We start from the raw sequence: 20249 nt of genomic DNA on the forward strand, positions 1-20249 counted from the left end.
TCACGGTTGGGCGGGTGAGCCGGCCGCGGCGGACCTGGAGTCCAGCTCCGTGGCGAGGTCGGTGAGGACCGGGTGGCTGAGGAGGTCCTTGAGCGAGACCTTCCGGTCCAGGGCGATGGCGAGCCGGACGGCGGTGAGCGACGTGCCGCCGCGCTCGAAGAAGTGGTCACGGCGGTCGATCCCGTCCTCCGGCACGGCGAGCACGCGCGACCACGCCGCCGCCAGCCACTGCTCGGTGGGGGTGCGCGGAGGCTCGAGCGAGCGGCCTTCGGGCTCGACGTCCGCGGCCAGCGCGGTGAGGCGCTTGCGGTCGATCTTGCCGTTGGCCGTCAGCGGGAGGGCCGGCTGCCACTGGAACACCTGCGGGACCATATACCCGGGCAGCGACTGCGCCAGTCGCTCGCGCAGCGTGCCGGAGTCCAGCGGCTCGGGCGCGTGGTAGAAGGCGACCAGGTGCTTGCCCCGGTCCGGTCGCTCCGCCACGACGACCGCCCCGTCGCGGACTCCGGGAACCCGCAGGAGGGCGTTCTCGATGTCGCCGATCTCGATCCGGAACCCGGAGATCTTGACCTGGTTGTCCCGCCGGCCCAGGTACTCCAGCCTGCCGTCCGGCGACCAGCGACCGTAGTCGCCCGCCCGGTAGAGCCGCGCGCCGTCCACATGGGGATCGGCGGAGTAGACCTGTGCCGTCCGCTCCGGGTCGTTGACGTACCCGCGGCCCACGCACACCCCGGAGAAGGCGATCTCGCCCGGTGCTCCGAGCGGGACGAGCCGCTGCCGCTCATCGAGGAGGTGGATCCGCACGTTCGGGACCGGCCGGCCCAATGGCACGTGATCTCCCGCCGGCGCGGCGCTCATCACCTCGTGGTTCGTGTCGTCCGAGGTCTCCGTCAGTCCGTAGGCGTTGACGAGCTTGACGTCGGGCAGCACGTCGAACCAGCGGCGGACCAGCTCCTGCTTCAGGGCCTCCCCGGTCGCCGAGACGCTGCGAAGGGAGGGCAGGTCGCGCGGCCTGCCCTCCAGGTAGGCCACCACCGCGTCCAGGTACGAGGGGACGACCTGGAAGACGGCGACCTGGCCCTGTTCCACCGTGTCGACGAACCGCTCGACGTCGAGGATCCGGTCCTGGCCGACGATGAGGGTGCGGCCGCCGACGAGCAGGGCCGAGACCAGCTGCCACAGGGAGATGTCGAAGCACTGGGGGGCGCTCTGGGCCACGACGTCGCCGGGGCCGATCCCCAGGTCCTCGATCTTGGCGTACAGGTGGTTCAGCATCCCGTCGTGCTCGCACATCGCGCCCTTCGGCTCACCCGTGGAGCCCGAGGTGAAGTAGATGTACGCGAGCTGGTCCGGACGCACCGCCAGGCCGAGGTCGAGGGCGGCGTGTCCTTCGGCCTCGACGTCCTCGACGCGGAGTGTCGTCACGGCCGGCATCCCGGCGAGCGCCCCGTCCAGCGAGGTGGTGCTGCCGTCCTCGGTCAGCACCGTCCGGCACCCGGCCCGGGTGAGCGTCTTCGCGATCCGGTCGGGTGGGAAGTGCGGTTCGAGCGGCAGGTACGCGCCGCCGGCCTTGAGGATGCCGATGACGGCGGCCATCCACTCCAGGTTCCGCTCGGCGACGACCGCCACGACGTCCTCCGCCTGCAGTCCGCGTGCGAGCAGGGCGCGGGCGATCCGGTTGGCGCGGGCGTTGAGCTCCGCGTACGTCCACTGTCGCGTGTCCTGGACGGCCGCGAGGCGCTCGGGATGCTGCCGGACGCGCTCCTCGAAGAGCTCGTGGAAGCGTTGCCGGGGCCGGGGCCGCACGGGCCCGGCCAGCTGCTCGAGCTGGAGGCGCCGCTCGTCCGGGGCGACCAGGTCGGCGTCCGCGGGCTCCGCGTCAGGGTCGGTCACCAGGTGGCGGAGTGCGGTCAGGTGGTAGCCGGCGATCCTCAGGGCGGCACCGGCGTCGAGGACGTCCTGTCGGTACCGCAGGCGGAGCACCTCGCCCCCGGTCACCTGCCGGGGGGAGACGCCGAGCACGACGCCCTCCGGCAGCTCGGCACCGGCGTCCTGGCCGGTGTCGAGGACCACCTCGTACCCCGCGGGAGCCGCCCGGTGCGGAGCCTGCCCGCGCCCGGACTGCTCGGCGCGGGCCTGGGTCTGCCTGACGTGCGTCTCGCGGACCAGGGCCCGCCAGGACGGCCGGCCCAGATCCAGGGTGCACGGCCAGGTGCCCGTCGCGTCTCTGCAGCCGGTGGTGATCTCCTGCTCGCCGGACAGGGCCTGGAGGACTCTCGCGTGGGCTGCCAGCCAGATCGAGCCCGGTGCCACCTCCCAGTCGCGGGCCAGGGACCGCACGGCGGTGCGCAGCTCCTCGGGCACCGCCACCTCGATCTGTGCCTGGCCCGGCCGGCGGTCCTGTGTCCACCGGGGGATCTGCGTCGGTGCGGTCCCGGGGAGGGCGGGACGGTCGTGGGGCGGTTCCGGCGAGTGCTCGGCGACGGCCCGGCAGGTGAGCGCACGGGTGGTGGTCATGACAGGGGCCTTTCCAGGGCGACGGGGGACGTGGTGGCGGCCCGGGCCTCGACGGCCGGGTTGCCGCCCCACAGGGATCCCCGGGTGAGGGTCTCCCCTTTCATCACGAAGGTGTCGGCGGCGATGACCACACCGTCCTCGATGGTCACGCCGTAGTGGACGAGGGCGCCGACGCCGAGCGTGATGTCGTCACCGATGACGTCGTGATCGGACTTGAACATGCCGTCCTCCTGGGAGTGGCACATGATCGAGGTGCCGGTGTTCAGCGTGCAGCGGGAGCCGATGGTCACCAGGCTCCGCTCGACGAACTCGCAGCCGTCGTCGAAGACTCGGCTCCCGATCCGCACGCCGAGCAGACGCCAGAGCAGCGGTTTGAACGGCGTCCCGTTGAGGAGGGTCATGCGCCGGCTCTGGACCTGGAGCTTCCAGTACCGCTCGTGCCACCAGAAGTAGGGGTTGTAGATCGAGCAGAGCTGGGGCCGGAGCCCCCGGAACCCCGTCACGAGGTGCTCGATGCCGATGGGGACCAGGAAGCCCACCAGCAGCATCACGACGAACGACGCGGAGAGGGCGAGGAAACCGAACCGGTCGGACAGCTCGAGGGCGGAGAACAGGGCCAGCATGCCCAGCGACGTCTCGAGCCACCGGACGAGCATCAGGAGGGCCATCGTGCGCAGGTTGTGCTTGTTCTTGGCCGAGAGGACCCGGCGGAACCGGGCGGGGTCCGCATGCTCCTCGAGCGGGGCGTCCCGCAGGACCGAGCGGGGGATCTCGAAGGCCGGTGACCCGAGCAGACCCACGTCGTGGCGCACCGGTCCGTCGAGGGGGACCATCACCTTGGTGGCGAGCAGACAGTTGTCCCCGGTCCTGGCCCTGGCCGGGTAGAGCACATGGTTTCCGAGGAAGTTGTGCGCGCCGATCGCCACGCGGCTGACCCGGAACGACGTCGGCGAGTAGTCGGTGTTCATGAATGACACCCCGTCGGCGATCATCGTGCCGGTGCCGATCGTCGACAGGAACGGGTTGTCGTGCTTGAAGTTCGTGCCCAGGTTCGAGCCGGTCTGCTGGAGGTGCGGCTGGTCGTACCCGAGGGCCCGTGCGTAGTTCACGACGTACGAGCTGTCGCCGAACAGCTGTCCCATCAACTGGCTGTTGGTCAGCCGCTCCACCGCGCGCTCCGCCGCGTGCCGCAGCCCGAACAGGGGATACACCGTGTCGGGCTTCAGCAAGAGCTGGAGCACCCGCGGCACGGTCGTCATGACGACCAGTCCCACGACCGTTCCGCCGAAAACGCCCACGCCGGCGAACGCGACGGCGTCGGCGTAGAAGACCCAGTTGGTGAACGCGTGCGGATGCGACTCCAGGAGCGCGGCCACGCGCGGGAACGCCAGGACGGTCAGGATGATCGCGAGGCTCAGAATGATGCGCCCCAGCCCGAGCACGGCCACGAGCTCGTACGCGGCGAACAGTCCTCGACGCCACGGCCGGTAGGGTGTGGCGTCGACCTCGCTGAAGTCCGTCTCCGTGCGCCTGCCCGGCGAACCGTGCCAGTGCTCGCCCTCGGGCACGACCTGGCCGGTGTACAGGCTGGACCGGTGGCCCAGCTGCGCGCCGTCGCCCATCGTGGTGCCGATGTCCAGGACGCTGCCCTCGCCGACGATCACGTCCCGGCCGAGCGTCACCGTACCGAGCTGGATCACACCGCCGTAGGCGCGATAGCCGTTGGCCAGCGCCTCCTTGCGGATCACCGTCCCCTCCCCGATCGTGATCAGGTCGGTGCAGACCGGCAGGTGGGTGGTCAGGATCGTGACGTTGCGGCCCACCTTGGCCCCCATGGCCCGGAGGTATAAGGGCGTCAGCGGGGAACCGGTCATCCGCGAGAGGGGCGAGGTCCGCATGAGGGTCTTGACCAGCCAGAACCGGAAGTAGCCCATGCTCCAGATGCGGATCTCCCCGGGCCGGAAGCGCCCGATGAGGATCCACTTCCCCACCACGGGCAGGATGCACAGCAGCACGAACGTCGCCGCGGCGAGGACGACCGACCGCAGATAGAGCTCCCCGAAGCCCATCCCGTGGCCCACCCAGTGGTGGTTGCCCGGCCCGGCGGCCGGGAACACCCACTGGTAGCCGACGACCGCGACCGCGCCGGCGAGCAGGCCGTAGCCGAGGTAGACGAGCACCTGCAGGGCGCCACAGGTGACGTACTCCCACGTCCGCGCGTCCATGGGTGGCGGCGTCCCCGGCACGGAGGCCACGAGCGGATCCGGCTCCTGCGGTCGGTCCTGCTGCGGTCGGTCCTGCTGCGAGGCGCCGTTCAGCGCCGCGGCGAGGGCGGAGACACTGGGATTGCTGTAGACGTCCTTCATGGACACCGCCGGCAGGTCCGGCTGCTTGCGCACCCGGGCGCAGAACCGCGCCATCACCATGGAGTCCGCGCCCAGGTCGGCGAAGAAGTCGGCGTCCACCGGCACCCGGTCCACGCCCAGCACCCCGGTCAGCACCTCGGCCAGCCGGTCTCGCACCGCCGCCGGCACCGGCTCCGGCGGCGCCAGAGCCCCGGCCAGCGCCGTGATCGTCGGGTGCTGGTAGACGTCCTTCATGGACACCGCCGGCAGGTCCGGCTGCTTGCGCACCCGGGCGCAGAACCGCGCCATCACCATGGAGTCCGCACCCAGGTCGGCGAAGAAGTCGGCGTCCACGGAGACGTCGTCCTGCTGCACCACCGAGGCGAGAAGATCCGCCAACCGGCGCTCGAGCGGCAGGTCCGCGCCGGTCCCCTCGAGGGCCGGTGCGGACGGGGGCTCGCGCCTGGTGGGGACCGAGATCGGGGGGAGGGGAGACGCCGGGGGGGCGTCGGCGAGCTTCTTCACTGCGAGAGACTCCTCGGCGAGGAGGTGGCCGCGGATTCGGTCACCGGTGTAGTTGCCGCCTGCCGACGCCATGACACCTGGTGAGGCGGTCGGGCCAGAGCGGCAGTCGAGTCGGAGCCGGCGAGCGCCTCGGCCCCGAAGTGGTCGAGGACCCAGTCCGGCTGGTAGATGGTGTCCAGGTACGGGCGGCCCAGGTCCGGGGAGATGGCCACCGCGGTGACGTCCTCGGCGTGGTGGGCCGCGAGCCACGTCATGGCGCCGTGGACCACTGTCCCGGTGGAGCCGCCGAGCAGGAACCCGCGCCCGGCCAGGCGGTGGCAGGTGCGCACCGTGTCCAGCTCCTCGACCATCACCACGTCGTCGATCAGGGACTCGTCGAGCTGGGGCGGCCGCACGCTCATGCCGAGCCCGGGGATGAGACGGGTGGCCGGCGGGCGACCGAACGAGACCGAGCCGGCGGCGTCCACCGCGACGATCCGGACGTCGGGCCGGTGCTCCTTGAAGTAGCGCGCGCAGCCCATCAGCGTGCCCGTGGTCCCGGCCCCCACGAACAGCACCTCGAGCTCGGGGAACTGGGCCTCGATCTCGGGGGCGGTCCAGCGGTAGTGCGCTCCCCAGTTGCCGGGGCTGGTGTACTGGTTGAGCCAGACGTACCGCTCGTCGGACCGGCACAGCTCCTTGACGTGATTGAGGCGGGCGCCGAGGAAACCGTCGACGGGGTCCGGCTCGGTGACCAGGTCGACGTGCGCCCCGAGCGACTCCATGAGCTGCCGGGTCGCAGGGTTGCAGCGCGGGTCGATCACGCACACGAAGCTGTACCCCTTGCTGGCGGCGATCATGCTGAGTGCGACGCCGAGGTTCCCGGAGGAGGACTCCACGAGCACGGAGCCGGGGCCGACCCTCCCTTCCCGCTCGGCTCGCTCGACCATCTCCCTGGCGGGCTTGAGCTTGATCGAGCCGGCGAAGTTGAACCCTTCGATCTTCAGGTAGAGGTGGCGGCTCAGCACGCCCTCCAGATCGATGAACAGACTCTCCTCGTTGAACAGGTGCGGAGCCTTGATGATGGACATAGTGTTCCTCGTTCTCTCGCCGTGCGCTCGGTCCGTGAGGAGGGCGCGGGGACGGCTTTTCGCATTCGGGTCGGCTCGTAGCTCGGCTGACGGGCACCGCAAGGACCCTCTTCTCGGCGTGCCGATCGACGAGGGCTCCGTCCTGCGGGGCGCGGCCCCGACGGATCGGTGCAACGCTGCGCTGTGAGCCCGGAGCGATCGACGGCTGTGAGTCCCCCACTCGCGGCAGGAGCCGCAGGACAGTGGTGCCAGCCGCGAAGGCGGCGGTCGTGACTGCTCAGGTGGTTCTTCTCATGGGTCTGTCCCATCCGGTGGAGAAGCGAGATCCGCTTCGCGACTGGTGCCGGCCGGTGGCGCGTTCCCCCGAACGCCCGTTGGGCCCTGTGTATGGTTCGACGTCACCAAAGTAATCCCAGGTCAGGGGGCCTCGAGCAACATTTGCGAAGATGACGGACACGATTCGGACACGGCCCCGCTGGGGGCCCGGCCGATCGCGGAACCGGCTCTCCTCGTCAGCGCGGGTATCCGGGTGCTGACAACTGCACGTGACGGATGATCCTGACGTGATGGAGTGCTGGGTCCGGAAGGTGCTCCGCTCCGGGATCTCGAGCAAGCACGGCACAGGGCGAGTGAGTTGTTCGCCGCTCCCGCCGGACCCTGTTCCCCGAAGGGGGCCCGACATGCTTCAAGGATGACCGACAGGTCAGACGTTGTAGTCCGCCTCCGGATGGAGAAATCCTGTCCACCGGTGGTTGTACGCGGTGACGGTCACGGGACGCGGACGGTCAGCGCCGCCCGCGACTCCGCGCGGACCGAACCGGGGTCCGGTGGAAGAGCCAGGTCCAGGATCCGCCACCCGGCCACGGGCCGTCCCGGGACGGGGCCCGCCCCGACCTCGTCGACGGAGGGCTCGCGGAACAGGCCCGAGCCCATGGCCTTGAGCAGGGACTCCTTGCGCGCCCACACCGTGGTCACGGCGGCCGGCCGGTCCGCGGCGGGCAGGGCCCGCAGGGCAATGATCTCGGCGGGGTGGAGCAGGGGGATCACCTGCTCGGCGGCGACCGGGTCCTGGAGGTGCTCGACGTCTACCCCCACCTCGCGCTCGGCGGTGGCCACGAGCACCTGGTCGCCGCTGTGCGAGAGGGAGAAGCACAGGGCGTGGTCCTCGAGCCGCGGCTTGGGCCGGGGCCCCACGGCGGGAACGGACGGTCCCAGGCGCAGCGAGGCCGGGGATGCGCCGGTGCGGGCGGCGAGCTCGTGGCGCAGCACGCAGTGGGCGACCACGAACCGCCGCCGGTCGCTCTCGTGGCGGAACGCCGCGGCCCGGGCCTGCTCGTCCTCGTCCAGGCAGTCCCGGACCGACTCCGCCCAGCCGGCCAGCGGGGCCACGCGGGCGAGCACCACCCGTACGTCCGCGGGGGCGCCCGGCACCGGCAGCTCGACCGCGCCGGGCACGCTCGGCGGGACCGTCGTCACGACGACGGGCTCAGCGGGACCGGCCGGGCGCGGCGCACGCCTCGAGGTCCTCGAGCAGGCGGTGCCTGTTCTCCGCGAGCGGGTGGTGGCCGCCGGGGTACTCGCGCCGCTGCACGGTCCCGGTGCTGACGGGACGCCAGGCGTCCATGCCGGCGGCGTCCACCGTGTGGTCCTCGGTGCCGCGCAGCAGCAGCAGGGGCGCCCCGACCGGGGCGGGGAGCCGGTCGTGGGCCATCGAAATCCGCAGGTCCGCGCGCAGGGCGGGCAGCTGCAGGGCCAGCAGCTCGGGGTTCGCCAGCACCGCCTCGGGGGTGCCGCCGAGCCGCCGCAGCCACCGGGCGAGCGCCTCGTCCGCGCCCGGGTCCTGGGGGTCGAGTCCGGCCCGCAGGTCCTCGTCCCCGTCGTCCGCCGCGTCCACGGCGCCCGGGGCGGTCTTCGCGGACAGCGCGAGCAGCGACACCCGGATCCCCTGCCGGTGCTCGAGGAGCGAGGCGAGCTCGGCCGCGACGGAGGCGCCCATGCTGTGGCCCAGGACCACGAGCGGGACGTCCGAGGCCGCCCACGGCGCGCCGGCGACGGCCTCGGCCGCCTCCGCGGCGAGGGCGGCGACCGAGGGCGCCGGCGGCTCCCGGAAGCGGTTCTCCCGGCCGGGGTACTGGACGCCGAGGACGTGCACGTCCTCGCGGACCAGGAACCGCCAGTACCCGGCGGCCGCGCCCGAGGGCGGGCAGCAGAGCACGCGCAGGCGGGGCGTCCGGGCGGGGGCGCCGCTGCGCAGCCGGTCCTGTGCGGAGAGGTCCACGAGGCAGCGCCCGGGGGCGCCGGTCGGTCGGGTGCTCATCGGGGCCGGTCCGCCCGCCTCAGGAGATGGTCGCCAGGACGGCGCCGGCGGAGACGGTGTCCCCGGGGCTCACGGAGAGCCCCGAGACCGTGCCCGACTTGTGGGCGGTCAGCGGCTGCTCCATCTTCATGGCCTCGAGCACCAGCACGAGATCGCCCTCGGCCACCTCGTCCCCGTTGTCCACCGCGATCTTCACGATGGTCCCCTGCATCGGGGAGCTCAGGCTGTCGCCGCTCGCCGCGGCGGTGCCGCCGCCGCGGGCGGAGCGGGACTTGCGGGGCTTGGCCGCGGTCCCGTTGGGCTTGACCGTGCCGGGCAGGGCGGGCAGGACCACCTCGAGGCGCTTGCCGGAGACCTCGACGACGATCGCCTGGCGCTCCTCGGCCTCGGGCCCGGCCTGCGGGACGCCCTCGAAGGGCGGGATGGTGTTGTCGAACTCCGTCTCGATCCACCGCGTGTGCACGGAGAACGGGGCGCCGTCCGCGGGGGCGAACGCGGGATCGGCGACGACGGCGCGGTGGAAGGGGACCACGGTGGGCATGCCCTCGATGCGCAGCTCCGCCAGCGCCCGGCGGGAGCGCTCGAGCGCCTGCTGCCGGGTGGCCCCGGTGACGATGAGCTTGGCGAGCATGGAGTCGAAGTTCCCGCCCACGGTCTCGCCGGCCTGCACGCCGGAGTCCACGCGCACGCCGGGACCGCCGGGCAGGTCGAGGACGGCGATGGTGCCGGGGGAGGGCATGAAGTGCCGTCCCGGGTCCTCGCCGTTGATGCGGAACTCGATCGAGTGGCCACGGACCTCGGGGTCGTCGTAGCCGAGGGCCTCGCCGCGGGCCAGCCGGAACTGCTCGCGCACCAGGTCGATGCCCGTGACCTCCTCGGACACGGGGTGCTCCACCTGCAGGCGGGTGTTGACCTCCAGGAACGTGATCGTGCCGTCCTGGCCCACCAGGAACTCGCACGTGCCCGCGCCCTGGTAGCCGGCCTCGCGCAGGATCGCCTTCGAGGAGGCGTAGAGCAGGCGGTTCTGCTCCTCGGACAGGAACGGCGCCGGCGCCTCCTCCACGAGCTTCTGGTTGCGCCGCTGCAGGGAGCAGTCGCGGGTGGAGACGACCACCACGTTGCCGTGGGCGTCGGCCAGGCACTGGGTCTCGACGTGCCGCGGAGCGTCCAGGAAGCGCTCCACGAAGCAGTCGCCGCGGCCGAACGCCGCGGTGGCCTCGCGCACGGCGGACTCGTAGAGCTCCGGGATGTCGTCGCGGTTGCGGACCACCTTGATGCCGCGGCCGCCGCCGCCGAAGGCGGCCTTGATGGCCAGGGGCAGCCCGTGCTCGTCGGCGAACGCGAGGACCTCCTCGGCGGAGCCGACCGGGTCGGTGGTGCCGGGGACCTGCGGGGCGCCGACCTTCTCCGCGATGTGGCGGGCGGCCACCTTGTCGCCGAGCTTGGCGATGGCCGCGGGCGGGGGTCCGATCCAGGTCAGCCCGGCCTCGAGCACGGCGAGGGCGAACTCGGCGTTCTCGGACAGGAAGCCGTAGCCGGGGTGCACGGCGTCGGCGCCCGAGCGGGCGGCGACGTCGAGGATCTTGTCGATCACCAGGTACGAGTCCGCGGCGGTGGACCCGCCGAGCCCGTACGCCTCGTCCGCCGTGCGGGCGTGCAGGGCGTCCCGGTCCGGGTCGGCGTACACGGCCACGGAGGCGATGCCCTCGTCGCGGGCGGCGCGGATCACGCGCACCGCGATCTCGCCGCGGTTGGCGACGAGCACCTTGGTGATGGGGCGGATGGCGCCGTCCGCGGGGTTCTTACCGGTCACGTCTCACTCCTTGTCGAATCCTCCGATGCACTGTATTCCCCGTCGTGAGCAATCGCCCAACCACCCGGCGGCGGACCGGAAATGCGACGCCGTTTCTGTAGGAGTCCTACAAAGCGCAGACCGGTTCCGGCGGGGAGCGGTCCTCAGCGGCCGGCGGTCCACAGCTCGGGCACGCCGACGCCCGCCCGGCCGAGCAGCGTGCGCAGGGTGCTGACGCTCAGGCCGACGACGGCGTGCACGTCGCCCTCCACCCGCTCCACGAACGCCGCGCCGAGCGAGTCGATGGTGAAGGACCCGGCCACCTCCAGGGGCTCGCCGGTGGCCACGTAGGCCGCGACCTCGTCGTCGGACATCTGCGCGAAGAACACCTCGGCGCTGGCGGGCGCGCCGCCGCTCCAGCCGGTCCCGCCGTCCGCCGGGCTCCGCGTGTCCACGAGCCAGTGGCCGGTGTGGAGCACCCCCGAGCGCCCGCGCATGGCCCGGATCCGGGCGGTCGCCGTCGCGGCGTCCAGGGGCTTGCCGTGCACCTCGCCGTCGAGCTCGAAGACCGAGTCGCAGCCCACCACGAGGGCGCCGGCGGCCTCGGGCAGCGCCGCCACGGCCTCCGCCTTGGCCCGGGCCAGGACCATCGCGGTCTCCTCGGCGCCGGTCACCCCGCGCTCCCGGACCACGGCGTCTTCGTCCACGTCGGAGACGAGCCGGTCGTGGCCGATCCCGGCGTCGGCCAGCAGCTTGGTGCGGGCGGGGGAGCGGGAGGCGAGGACGAGGCGGGGAGTCACCGTCCCAGGATACGCAGGCCGCACGTGAAGGGTCGCGATCGGCCATGCCCACGCGCGAGGGGCCGCGTCCTGTTGGTGAGACGTTCTCCCACCGACAGGACGCGACCCCTCGCGATCACCCGGGACAGGACGCGACCCCTCGCGTCCGCCCGGCTCAGTACTCGACGACCACGCGGCCCTCGATCTTGCCCTTCTCCATCTCGTCGAGGATCGCGTTGACGTCCTCGAGCGGACGGGTGCTGTAGGTCGGGTGGATCAGACCGCGCGCGTAGAAGTCGAGGGCCTCGACCATGTCCTGGCGCGTGCCCACGATGGACCCGCGGATGGTCAGGCCCTTGAGCACGATGTCGAAGATCGGCGCCGGGAAGTCCCCGGGCGGCAGGCCGTTGAACACGATCGTCCCGCCGCGGCGGACCATGCCGATCGCCTGGCCGAACGCGGCCGGGTGCACGGCGGTCACCAGCACGGCGTCCGCGCCGCCCGGGATCTGCGCGAGCACGGACTCGGCCGGGTCCTCCGCGAACGCGTTGACGGTGATCTCCGCCCCGTGCTTGCGGGCGAGGGCCAGCTTGTCGTCGGCGACGTCGACCGCCGCGACCCGCAGGCCCATGGCCACCGCGTACTGCACGGCCAGGTGCCCCAGGCCGCCGATGCCGGAGATCACCACCCATTCCCCGGGCCGCGCCTCGGTCATCTTCAGGCCCTTGTAGACGGTGACCCCGGCGCACAGCACCGGCGCCACCTCGTACGGGTCGGCGCCCGCGGGGATCTGCGCGGCGAAGCGGGCGTCCACCAGCATGTACTGGCCGAAGGACCCGTCGATGCTGTAGCCGCCGTTGACCTGCTCCTCGCACAGCGTCTCCCAGCCGGTGCGGCAGTTGCGGCAGTGCCCGCACGCCGAGGCCAGCCAGGCGTTGCCCACGAGGTCGCCCTCCTGCACCTCCGTGACCCCCGGGCCGAGGGCCACGACCGTGCCCACGCCCTCGTGGCCCGGGACGAAGGGCGGGGTGGGCTGGACCGGCCAGTCGCCGTGGGCGGCGTGCAGGTCGGTGTGGCACACACCGGTCGAGATCAGCTTGACGAGGACCTGGCCGGGGCCGGGCTCGGGGACCGGGAGGTCCTTGACCTCCAGGGGCTGCCCGAAGGCGGTGACGACGGCGGCGGTCATGGTGCCGGGGACCGCGGTGGCCGCGGACTCCTGGACGGTCGGGGCTTGCTGGGCGTTCATGGTGCTCCTCCTGGAACGGGACGGACGGTCGGGACGGGTGAGGGCGGTTTAGAAGAAGCCCTGGGCGTCCTCGGAGTAGGAGACCAGCAGGTTCTTGGTCTGCTGGTAGTGGCCCAGCATCATGAGGTGGTTCTCGCGGCCGATGCCCGAGGACTTGTAGCCGCCGAACGCGGAGTGGGCGGGGTAGTTGTGGTACTGGTTCACCCACACGCGCCCGGCCTGGATGTCGCGGCCGGCGCGGTAGGCCAGGTTGCCGTTGCGGGCCCAGACCCCGGCGCCGAGGCCGTAGAGGGTGTCGTTGGCGGTGGCCATGGCGTCGGCGTAGTCGGTGAAGCGGGTGACCGACAGGACGGGCCCGAAGATCTCCTCCTGGAAGATGCGCATCGAGTTCTCGCCCTCGAACACCGTGGGGGAGACGTAGAAGCCCTCGGCGAGGTCCCCGTCCAGCACGTTGCGCTCACCGCCCACGAGGACCTTCGCGCCCTCCTGCCGGCCGATGTCGATGTAGGAGAGGATCTTCTGCAGCTGGTCGTTGGAGGCCTGCGCCCCGACCTGGGTGTCGAGGTCCAGCGGGTTGCCCTGGACCATGCCCTTGACCCGCTCGACGCCGTCCGCGAGCAGCCGGTCGTAGATCGAGCCCTGGATCAGGGCCCGCGAGGGGCAGGTGCAGACCTCGCCCTGGTTGAGGGCGAAGAACGCGAAGCCCTCCAGCGCCTTGTCGTAGAAGGAGTCCTGGGCCGCGGCGACGTCCTCGAAGAAGATGTTCGGGGACTTCCCGCCCAGCTCGAGGGTCACCGGGATGATGTTCTGGGACGCGTACTGCATGATGAGCCGGCCGGTGGTGGTCTCGCCGGTGAAGGCGATCTTGCGGATCCGCGGGCTCGAGGCCAGCGGCTTGCCGGCCTCCACGCCGAAGCCGTTGACCACGTTGACCACGCCCGGGGGCAGGATGTCCGCGAGCAGCTCCATGAGCACCATGATCGAGGCCGGGGTCTGCTCGGCCGGCTTGAGCACCACGGCGTTGCCCGCGGCCAGGGCCGGGGCGAGCTTCCACACGCCCATGAGGATCGGGAAGTTCCAGGGGATGATCTGCCCGACCACGCCGAGGGGCTCGTGGAAGTGGTAGGACGTGGTGTTGTCGTCGAGCTGGGAGAGGGTGCCCTCCTGGGCGCGGATGGCTCCGGCGAAGTAGCGGAAGTGGTCGATGGCCAGGGCGATGTCCGCGTTGATGGTCTCGCGCACCGGCTTGCCGTTGTCCCAGGTCTCGGCCACGGCGAGCATCTCGAGGTTCTGCTCCATCCGGTCGGCGACCCGGTGGAGCACCAGCGCCCGCTCCGCGACCGGGGTCTTCCCCCAGGCCGGGGCGGCGGCCCACGCGGCGTCGAGCGCGGCGTCGATGTCCTCGGCGGTGCCGCGGGCCACCTCCGTGAAGGGCTTGCCGTTGACCGGGGAGATGTTCTCGAAGTACCGGCCCTGCACGGGCGGGACCCACTGTCCGCCGATCCAGTGCTCGTAGCGGGGCTTGAAGGTGACCTTCGAGCCCTCGGTGCCCGGCTGCGCGTAGACGGTGGTGAGGGACTGGGTTTCAACGCTCATGGTGACCTGCTCCTGGTGCGTGACGGTGCGTGCGGCACGGGTGCGGACCGCCTCGTCCGCACCATCGTGTGATGCGGATCACGCTACGGGGGTCCACGTTGCACGCACGTTGCACGCACGGTGCGGCGGGCGCCGGGGCCGGTCAGCGGCGCAGCCGCTCCAGCTCGAGCACGGCCTCGGCGCGGGCGGGGGAGCGGGCCGGCAGGAGGCGCAGCAGCAGCGCCCACGCCTCGGCGTCGTCGGCGGCCTCCGGCAGGGTGAGGTACTCGCGCACGGCCTCGGCCGAGCCGTCGGTGAGCACGGCCTCGCGCAGGAGTCCGGTGAGGCGGTGGCGCAGGGCCACGAGGGACGGCGCCTCGGAGTGCGGCAGCAGCGCCCCGGTGTACTCGCGCAGCGCCCGGCGGTGCGAGCCCCGGGCGAGCAGCTCGAGCACCCGGCCCGCGTCCGAGGGCAGCGGGGTCTCGAGCCGGTAGGGGCGGGAGGCGATCGCCGGCCCGCCCCGGGACTCGAGCAGCCGGCGCAGCCGCAGGACCTCGGCGCGCACCGTGGTCTCCTGCGCCCGGCCGGCCCACAGCTGCTCCGAGAGCTCCGCGGTGCACAGACCGTTGCCGGCGCGGGACAGGGCCAGGAGGATCTCGGCGTGGCGCTCGGTGAGCTCCAGGGCCTGCCCGTCCAGCACCAGCGCCGGCGGGGCGTCGCCGAGCACGCGCAGGAACGCGCCGTGGGCGGGGGCGGCGGCCGGTGCCGCCGCGGCGTTCTCGGAGCGGCGGGCGGAGCGCAGGGCGAGGGCGAGCTCGGCCCGGGCGGCGCGCACCGCCGCACCGACCAGCGCCCGGGTGGCGGGGGCCGCGGCGGCGTCCCCGCCCGTCAGGTCCACGGCCCCCAGCAGCGCCCCCGTGACGGGGTGCAGCAGCGGGGCGGCCGTGCAGGTCCAGGGCCGGGCCTCGGGGTAGAAGTGCTGCTCGCGGTGCACGGTCACGGGCCGGCGCAGGACCAGGGCGGTGCCCGGGGCGTTGGTGCCGACGGCCGGCTCGGACCAGTCGGCGCCCTCGACGAAGCCCATGGACTCGGCCCGCCGCCGGGTCGCGGCGCTGCCCCGGACCCGCAGGATCACGCCGCCGGGGTCCGTGACGGCCACGACCAGCCCGGTGTCCTCGGCCAGCGGGGTGAGCAGCTCGTCGAGCACGGGCATCAGCAGCCGCAGCGGGGAGCGGGCCTCCCGGACGTCGGAGCCGTCCAGCACGACCCGCGGGGTGCAGCGCTCGGGCGCCGAGAGGTGGTCCAGCGACCGGGCCCAGGACAGTCGCAGCAGCGGGTCCGTCGTCGTCGGTCCGTCCGCCGGTGCGCCCACGCGCCGCCTCCTGTCCCGTGCTGTGACCCAGCTCTCATGCCCGTCCCAGGGTAGCCCGTGACGCGTCCAGGAACAGCGAGGGGCGGGGAACTGCCGGAATGCGTCGAGCATTCTCGCAGTTCCCCGCCCCTCGCGTTGGGGACGGCGGCGCCGGGGCTCAGCGGGCCGCGGTCGCCGCGGCCTCCTCGGGGCGCGGCTCCGAGCCGGACCCGGTGCCGGATTCCGTGGCCTCGGGGGTGGCGTCCTGAGGAGTGGCGTCCTCGGGGACGAAGGGGTCGCCGGAGCGCGGGGCGTCGTAGAGCTCCCGGTCCAGCAGCCCCTCGCGGTGGGCGACGATCGTGGGCACCAGGGCCTGGCCCGCCACGTTGAGCGCGGTGCGGCCCATGTCGATGATCGGGTCCACGGCCAGCAGGAGGCCCACGCCGTCGAGCGGCAGGCCCAGCGTGGACAGCGTCAGGGTGAGCATCACGGTGGCGCCCGTGGTGCCGGCGGTCGCCGCGGAGCCCAGCACGGACACGAGCGCGATGAGCACGTAGTGCGTGACGTCCAGCTCGATCCCGTAGAACTGCGCGACGAACAGGGCGGCGATCGCGGGGTAGACCGCGGCGCAGCCGTCCATCTTGGTGGTCGCCCCGAGCGGCACGGCGAAGGACGCGTAGGCGCGGGGCACGCCGAGGCTGCGCTCGGTGACGCGCTGCGTCAGGGGCATGGTGCCCACCGAGGAGCGCGAGACGAAGCCCAGCTGCACGGCCGGCCACACGCCGGAGAAGTACTGCCGGACGGAGAGCCCGTGCGCCTTGACCAGGGCCGGGTAGACCACGAACGCCACGACCAGCAGGCCGGCGTAGACGGTCGCGACGAACGCCAGGAGCCCGCCCATCGAGGTCCAGCCGTACTCGAACACGGCCCGGCCGATCAGCCCGAGGGTGCCCAGCGGGGCGAGGCGGATGATCCACCAGACCACCTTCTGCACCACGGCGAGCGCGGCCCGGACCACGGCCAGGAAGGGCTCGGCGGGGGCGCCCACCTTGAGCGCCGCGATGCCGACGGCGGCCGAGACCACGAGCACCTGCAGCACGTTGAAGCCGAGGGAGGTCTGGACGGTCTCCGGGTCCACCACGGAGGAGGAGACCTGCAGGCCCAGGAAGTTGGCGGGGACCAGGCCGGTGAGGAAGCCCAGCCACGAGCCCTGCGTCCCGGTGTACGCCTGGGCGGGCGCGGCCGCGCCGCTGCCGGCGCCGGGCTGGACGATCAGGCCGAGCACCAGGCCGACCGTCACGGCGATCAGGGCCGTGATCCCGAACCACAGCAGCGTCTTCCACGCGAGCCGGGCGGCGTTGGAGACCTCCCGCAGGTTGGCGATGGAGGAGATCACCGCGGTCACGATGAGCGGGACCACGGCGGCCTTGAGCAGGCTGACGTAGCTGGTGCCGATGGTGTCCAGGGCGGTCATCAGCCAGTTGGGGTCCGTGTCGGGGTCGCCGCCGAGGGCGTCGGCCACGGTGCCCAGGACCACGCCCAGGAGGAGGGCGAGCACGATCTGCGGGCCGAAGGAGGTCATCCACCGGGGCAGCCGTCGAGTGCTTTCTGCGGAAATCATATGGCCACGATAGGGCGCGGAAATATACAACACCGAATGACGGTGACGAAATGTGACGCGGGAATGACAGAGGTCACAGGGCGAGCGCGTACCGCAGGGTGTCCAGGCCCACCGAGCCGACCCGCAGCGCGCGGGTGTGGAAGTCCTTGAGCAGGAACTCCGGGCCCGCCGCGGCGCGGGCCGCCTCCCGCGCCTGCTCCCACAGCTGCTGGCCCACCTTGTAGGACGGCGCCTGTCCGGGCCAGCCCATGTAGCGCATCCACTCGAAGCGCAGCATCGGGTCCGCCATCACGATGTTCGAGCGCAGGAACTGCCAGCCGTCCTCGGGCGTCCAGACCTCGCCGGGGCGGGCCCCGCCGAGGGCGTCCCCGAGCTCCGCGGGGATCCGGTAGCCGCAGTGGAAGCCGACGTCGAACACCACCCGCGCCGCCCGCAGCCGCTGGGCGTCCAGCATCCCCATCCGGTCCCCGGGGTCCTGCAGGTGGCCCAGCTCGTCCATGAGCCGCTCGGCGTACAGCGCCCAGCCCTCCCCGTGGCCCGAGACCCACACGCCCATCCGCCGCCACCGGTTGAGCTCGCCCGAGTTGGCGAGCGCGGTGGCGAACTGCAGGTGGTGGCCGGGAACGCCCTCGTGGTAGACGGTCGTGGTCTCCTCCCACGTGGTGAAGGTCCGGGTGCCCTCGGGCACGGACCACCACATGCGCCCGGGGCGGGAGAAGTCGGCGCTGGGCATCGAGTACCAGATCCCGCCGTCGTGGGTCGGGGCGATGCGGCACTCGAGCCGGCGCATGGGACCGGTGAGCTCGAAGTGCGTGTCCGCGAGGGCGTCCACGGCGGCGTCGGAGAGGTCCTGCATCCACGCCTGCAGCGCGTCGGTGCCGTGCAGCTGCCGCGCCGGGTCCGCGTCCAGGGCCGCCATGGCCTCGGCCACCGTGGCGCCGGGGGCGATCCGGCGGGCGAGCTGCTCCTGCTCCGCCACGATCGTGCGCAGCTGCTCCACGCCCCACGCGTAGACCGTGGCCGGGTCCAGGACGGCGCCGAGGAACTCCTGCAGGCGCAGCGTGTACACGTCCGGCCCCACCGCGTCCGTGCGGGGCGCGTCCGCGGCGAGCTCCTTGCCCAGCACGGCGGCGAGGCCCCGGTAGGCGTGCCGCGCCGCCTCGGCCGCCTCCCCGACCTGCTGCCGCAGCGCCTCGGGGACGCCGGGGCTGCGCGCCAGCCGGTCGAAGAAGCCGTGGCGCGCCGCGTAGCCGGTGCACTGCCGGGCCGCGTTGCGCAGCTGCGCCGCGGAGGCCGAGCGGCCGAGGGAGCGGGCGTGCCGCAGGCCCAGGACGTAGGAGTCCACGGCGGCGGGCACGGCGCGCAGCCGGCCGGCGAGGTGCGCCCAGTCCTCGGCGGTGCTCCGGGGCAGGTCGTCGAAGACCTCCCGGATCTCCTGCACCGGGGAGGAGATGTTGTTGACCTCCCAGCCCCGCAGCCCCTCCTCGTGCAGGAGCAGGTCCAGGCCCAGGCGCTCGCGCAGGGCGTGGCCGGTGATCCGGTCGACGTCGTCGACCGGGGCCGCGCGCTCGAGCTCCGCCAGCGTCCGGCGGGCGGCGTCGGCGTGGGCCTCCTGGCTCTCGGGTCCGAAGTCGCGGTACTCGGTCTCGTGCCCGGGGAAGCCGTGCACGGTGGCCTGGGCCGGGTCCAGCTCCATGGTGCGCGCGAACCAGCGCTCGGCCACGGCGTCCACGTCCGTGGGCTCGCGCCGCCCCGTGCCGAGGGGTGCGGGGCCGGCGCCGGTCAGGGGGTCGGGCCGTTGATCGGTCATGCACGTCACAGTAGCGCCGGGCGCTCCCTAGACTGCGGAGCATGTCCGCTCCTGCGCCGCGCGCGAACTCCGCGCCCCCCGCGACCGTCCCGGCCGGGCCCTCGGGGACCGCCGGGACCGGGCCCGCCCTGCTCGTGGTGGTCGCGGGGGTGGTGGGCGCCCTGCACGTGTGGAAGCTGGCCCCGGCGCTGCCCGTGCTCTCCGCCGAGCTCGGCCTGAGCCTGGTGCAGGGCGGGTTCCTGCTCTCCACCGTGCAGGTGGCCGGCATGCTGCTGGGCGTGGTGGTGGGTCTGTCCGGGGACCGGATCGGCCTGCGCCGGGGCCTGGTGCTCGGGCTGGGCCTGCTCACCGCGGGCTCCGTGACAGGACTGCTCTCCACGGGGTACGGACCGCTGCTGGGCTCCCGGGTGCTGGAGGGCGTGGGGTTCATGCTCGTGTCGATCTGTGCTCCGGCCCTGATCCGGCGCACCGTGGCCCCGGCCCGCGTGTCCCTGCTGGTGGGGCTGTGGGGCTGCCACATCCCGGTCGCCGCGGCACTCTCCCTGCTGCTCGGCGGGCTCCTCAGCGAGGCCCTCGGCTGGCGCACCTGGTGGGCGGCCGCCGCGGCCGGCTCCGCGCTCCTGGGCGTGCTGGTGCTCGCCGTGCTCCCGCCGGACCCGGCCCACACGGTGGTGCACGGGGTGCGGCAGCGCCTCGGGCTGACCCTGCGCGCACCGGGGCCGTGGCTCGTGGCCGCGGTCTTCGGGCTCTACACCGCCCAGTGGAACGGGGTGGTGCAGTTCCTGCCCTCCATGTACGCCGAGGCCGGGATCGCGGCGGGCGCCGCCGCGGGGCTCAGCGCGTTCGCCGCGGGGGTCAACGTGGTGGGCAACCTGGGCGCGGGCCGGGCCCTGCAGCGCGGGGTGCGACCCGTGGTGCTGTGGTGCACGGGCTTCGCCGTGCTGGGACTGGCCGCCGTGGTCGCGTTCGGGATCGCCCCGCTGCTGGACGAGGGCGTGCGCTTCGGCGCCCGGTACGGCGCGGTCCTGGTGTTCTCCGCGGTGGGGGGAGTGGTGCCGACCACGGCGATCGCGAGCCTCATGCGCGTCGCGCCGACCCCCACCACGGTGGCCACCACGCTGGGCCTGGGCCAGCAGTTCAACGCCCTGGGCCAGTTCGCCGGCCCGCCCGCGGTCGCCTCGGTCGCGCAGGCGACCGGCTCCTGGGACCTGACGTGGGCGGTGACGGCGGTGCTCGCCCTCGCGGGCATCGCGGTGGCGCTCGTCGTCTCCCGGCGGATCCCCCGGGAGCCGTGACCG

13 protein-coding genes are annotated in these 20249 nt (G+C 73.1%); 1 reads left to right on the forward strand and 12 read right to left on the reverse strand.

The window, feature by feature from the left end; genetic code table 11:
• From AC6CH6_RS07145 to AC6CH6_RS07200, 12 genes are all read right to left on the reverse strand, one after another.
• Positions 1–2517, reverse strand: a complete 2517-nt coding sequence (locus AC6CH6_RS07145; protein WP_498254602.1) for a non-ribosomal peptide synthetase — start codon at positions 2515–2517, stop codon at positions 1–3.
• A complete protein-coding gene (locus tag AC6CH6_RS07150; RefSeq protein WP_498254603.1) occupies positions 2514–5459 on the reverse strand; it encodes a Pls/PosA family non-ribosomal peptide synthetase in 2946 nt (981 codons plus the stop codon). The genes AC6CH6_RS07145 and AC6CH6_RS07150 overlap by 4 nt, the downstream gene beginning before the upstream one ends.
• A complete protein-coding gene (gene sbnA, locus AC6CH6_RS07155; protein WP_498254604.1) occupies positions 5384–6457 on the reverse strand; it encodes a 2,3-diaminopropionate biosynthesis protein SbnA in 1074 nt (357 codons plus the stop codon). The genes AC6CH6_RS07150 and sbnA overlap by 76 nt, the downstream gene beginning before the upstream one ends.
• Before the next feature lie 768 nt (positions 6458–7225).
• Positions 7226–7933: a 4'-phosphopantetheinyl transferase family protein gene (locus tag AC6CH6_RS07160; protein WP_498254605.1), complete on the reverse strand. Its 708-nt coding sequence runs from the start codon at positions 7931–7933 to the stop codon at positions 7226–7228.
• Between the two features lie 10 nt (positions 7934–7943).
• Positions 7944–8774: a thioesterase II family protein gene (locus AC6CH6_RS07165; RefSeq protein ID WP_498254606.1), complete on the reverse strand. Its 831-nt coding sequence runs from the start codon at positions 8772–8774 to the stop codon at positions 7944–7946.
• Between the two features lie 19 nt (positions 8775–8793).
• Positions 8794–10587: an acetyl/propionyl/methylcrotonyl-CoA carboxylase subunit alpha gene (locus AC6CH6_RS07170; protein WP_498254607.1), complete on the reverse strand. Its 1794-nt coding sequence runs from the start codon at positions 10585–10587 to the stop codon at positions 8794–8796.
• Between the two features lie 143 nt (positions 10588–10730).
• Entirely contained in the window at positions 10731–11366 is a 636-nt protein-coding gene (locus tag AC6CH6_RS07175) for a Maf family protein (RefSeq protein WP_498254608.1), read from the reverse strand.
• A 154-nt stretch (positions 11367–11520) separates the two neighbouring features.
• Positions 11521–12594 (reverse strand): alcohol dehydrogenase AdhP, encoded by a 1074-nt coding sequence (gene adhP, locus AC6CH6_RS07180; protein ID WP_498254609.1) that lies wholly within the window; start codon positions 12592–12594, stop codon positions 11521–11523.
• Positions 12595–12642: 48 nt separating this feature from the next.
• The gene (gene exaC, locus AC6CH6_RS07185) at positions 12643–14190 is read right to left on the reverse strand and encodes an acetaldehyde dehydrogenase ExaC (protein ID WP_498254610.1); all 1548 of its coding nucleotides are present in this window, start codon (positions 14188–14190) and stop codon (positions 12643–12645) included.
• Positions 14191–14332: 142 nt separating this feature from the next.
• A complete protein-coding gene (locus AC6CH6_RS07190) occupies positions 14333–15541 on the reverse strand; it encodes an AfsR/SARP family transcriptional regulator (protein ID WP_498254611.1) in 1209 nt (402 codons plus the stop codon).
• Positions 15542–15698: 157 nt separating this feature from the next.
• On the reverse strand, positions 15699–17141 hold the full coding sequence (locus AC6CH6_RS07195) for a dicarboxylate/amino acid:cation symporter (RefSeq protein ID WP_498254612.1): 1443 nt from the start codon (positions 17139–17141) through the stop codon (positions 15699–15701).
• 73 nt (positions 17142–17214) lie between these two features.
• The gene (locus tag AC6CH6_RS07200) at positions 17215–18951 is read right to left on the reverse strand and encodes a DUF885 domain-containing protein (protein ID WP_498254613.1); all 1737 of its coding nucleotides are present in this window, start codon (positions 18949–18951) and stop codon (positions 17215–17217) included.
• A 41-nt stretch (positions 18952–18992) separates the two neighbouring features.
• Between AC6CH6_RS07200 and AC6CH6_RS07205 the strand changes: the two genes are divergently transcribed.
• A complete protein-coding gene (locus AC6CH6_RS07205; protein ID WP_498254614.1) occupies positions 18993–20246 on the forward strand; it encodes an MFS transporter in 1254 nt (417 codons plus the stop codon).
• Positions 20247–20249 lie beyond the last annotated feature (3 nt).

This window comes from Kocuria sp. GQ42 (assembly GCF_059758435.1).

Bases quoted from the DNA above. Each gene is read 5' to 3' on its own strand.
- AC6CH6_RS07205 (WP_498254614.1), top strand. From the start codon at position 18,993: ATGTCCGCTCCTGCGCCGCGCGCGAACTCCGCGCCCCCCGCGACCGTC.
- AC6CH6_RS07145 (WP_498254602.1), bottom strand. From the start codon at position 2,517: ATGACCACCACCCGTGCGCTCACCTGCCGGGCCGTCGCCGAGCACTCG.
- AC6CH6_RS07150 (WP_498254603.1), bottom strand. From the start codon at position 5,459: ATGGCGTCGGCAGGCGGCAACTACACCGGTGACCGAATCCGCGGCCAC.
- adhP (WP_498254609.1), bottom strand. From the start codon at position 12,594: ATGAACGCCCAGCAAGCCCCGACCGTCCAGGAGTCCGCGGCCACCGCG.
- AC6CH6_RS07200 (WP_498254613.1), bottom strand. From the start codon at position 18,951: ATGACCGATCAACGGCCCGACCCCCTGACCGGCGCCGGCCCCGCACCC.
- AC6CH6_RS07195 (WP_498254612.1), bottom strand. From the start codon at position 17,141: ATGATTTCCGCAGAAAGCACTCGACGGCTGCCCCGGTGGATGACCTCC.
- AC6CH6_RS07165 (WP_498254606.1), bottom strand. From the start codon at position 8,774: ATGAGCACCCGACCGACCGGCGCCCCCGGGCGCTGCCTCGTGGACCTC.
- exaC (WP_498254610.1), bottom strand. From the start codon at position 14,190: ATGAGCGTTGAAACCCAGTCCCTCACCACCGTCTACGCGCAGCCGGGC.
- sbnA (WP_498254604.1), bottom strand. From the start codon at position 6,457: ATGTCCATCATCAAGGCTCCGCACCTGTTCAACGAGGAGAGTCTGTTC.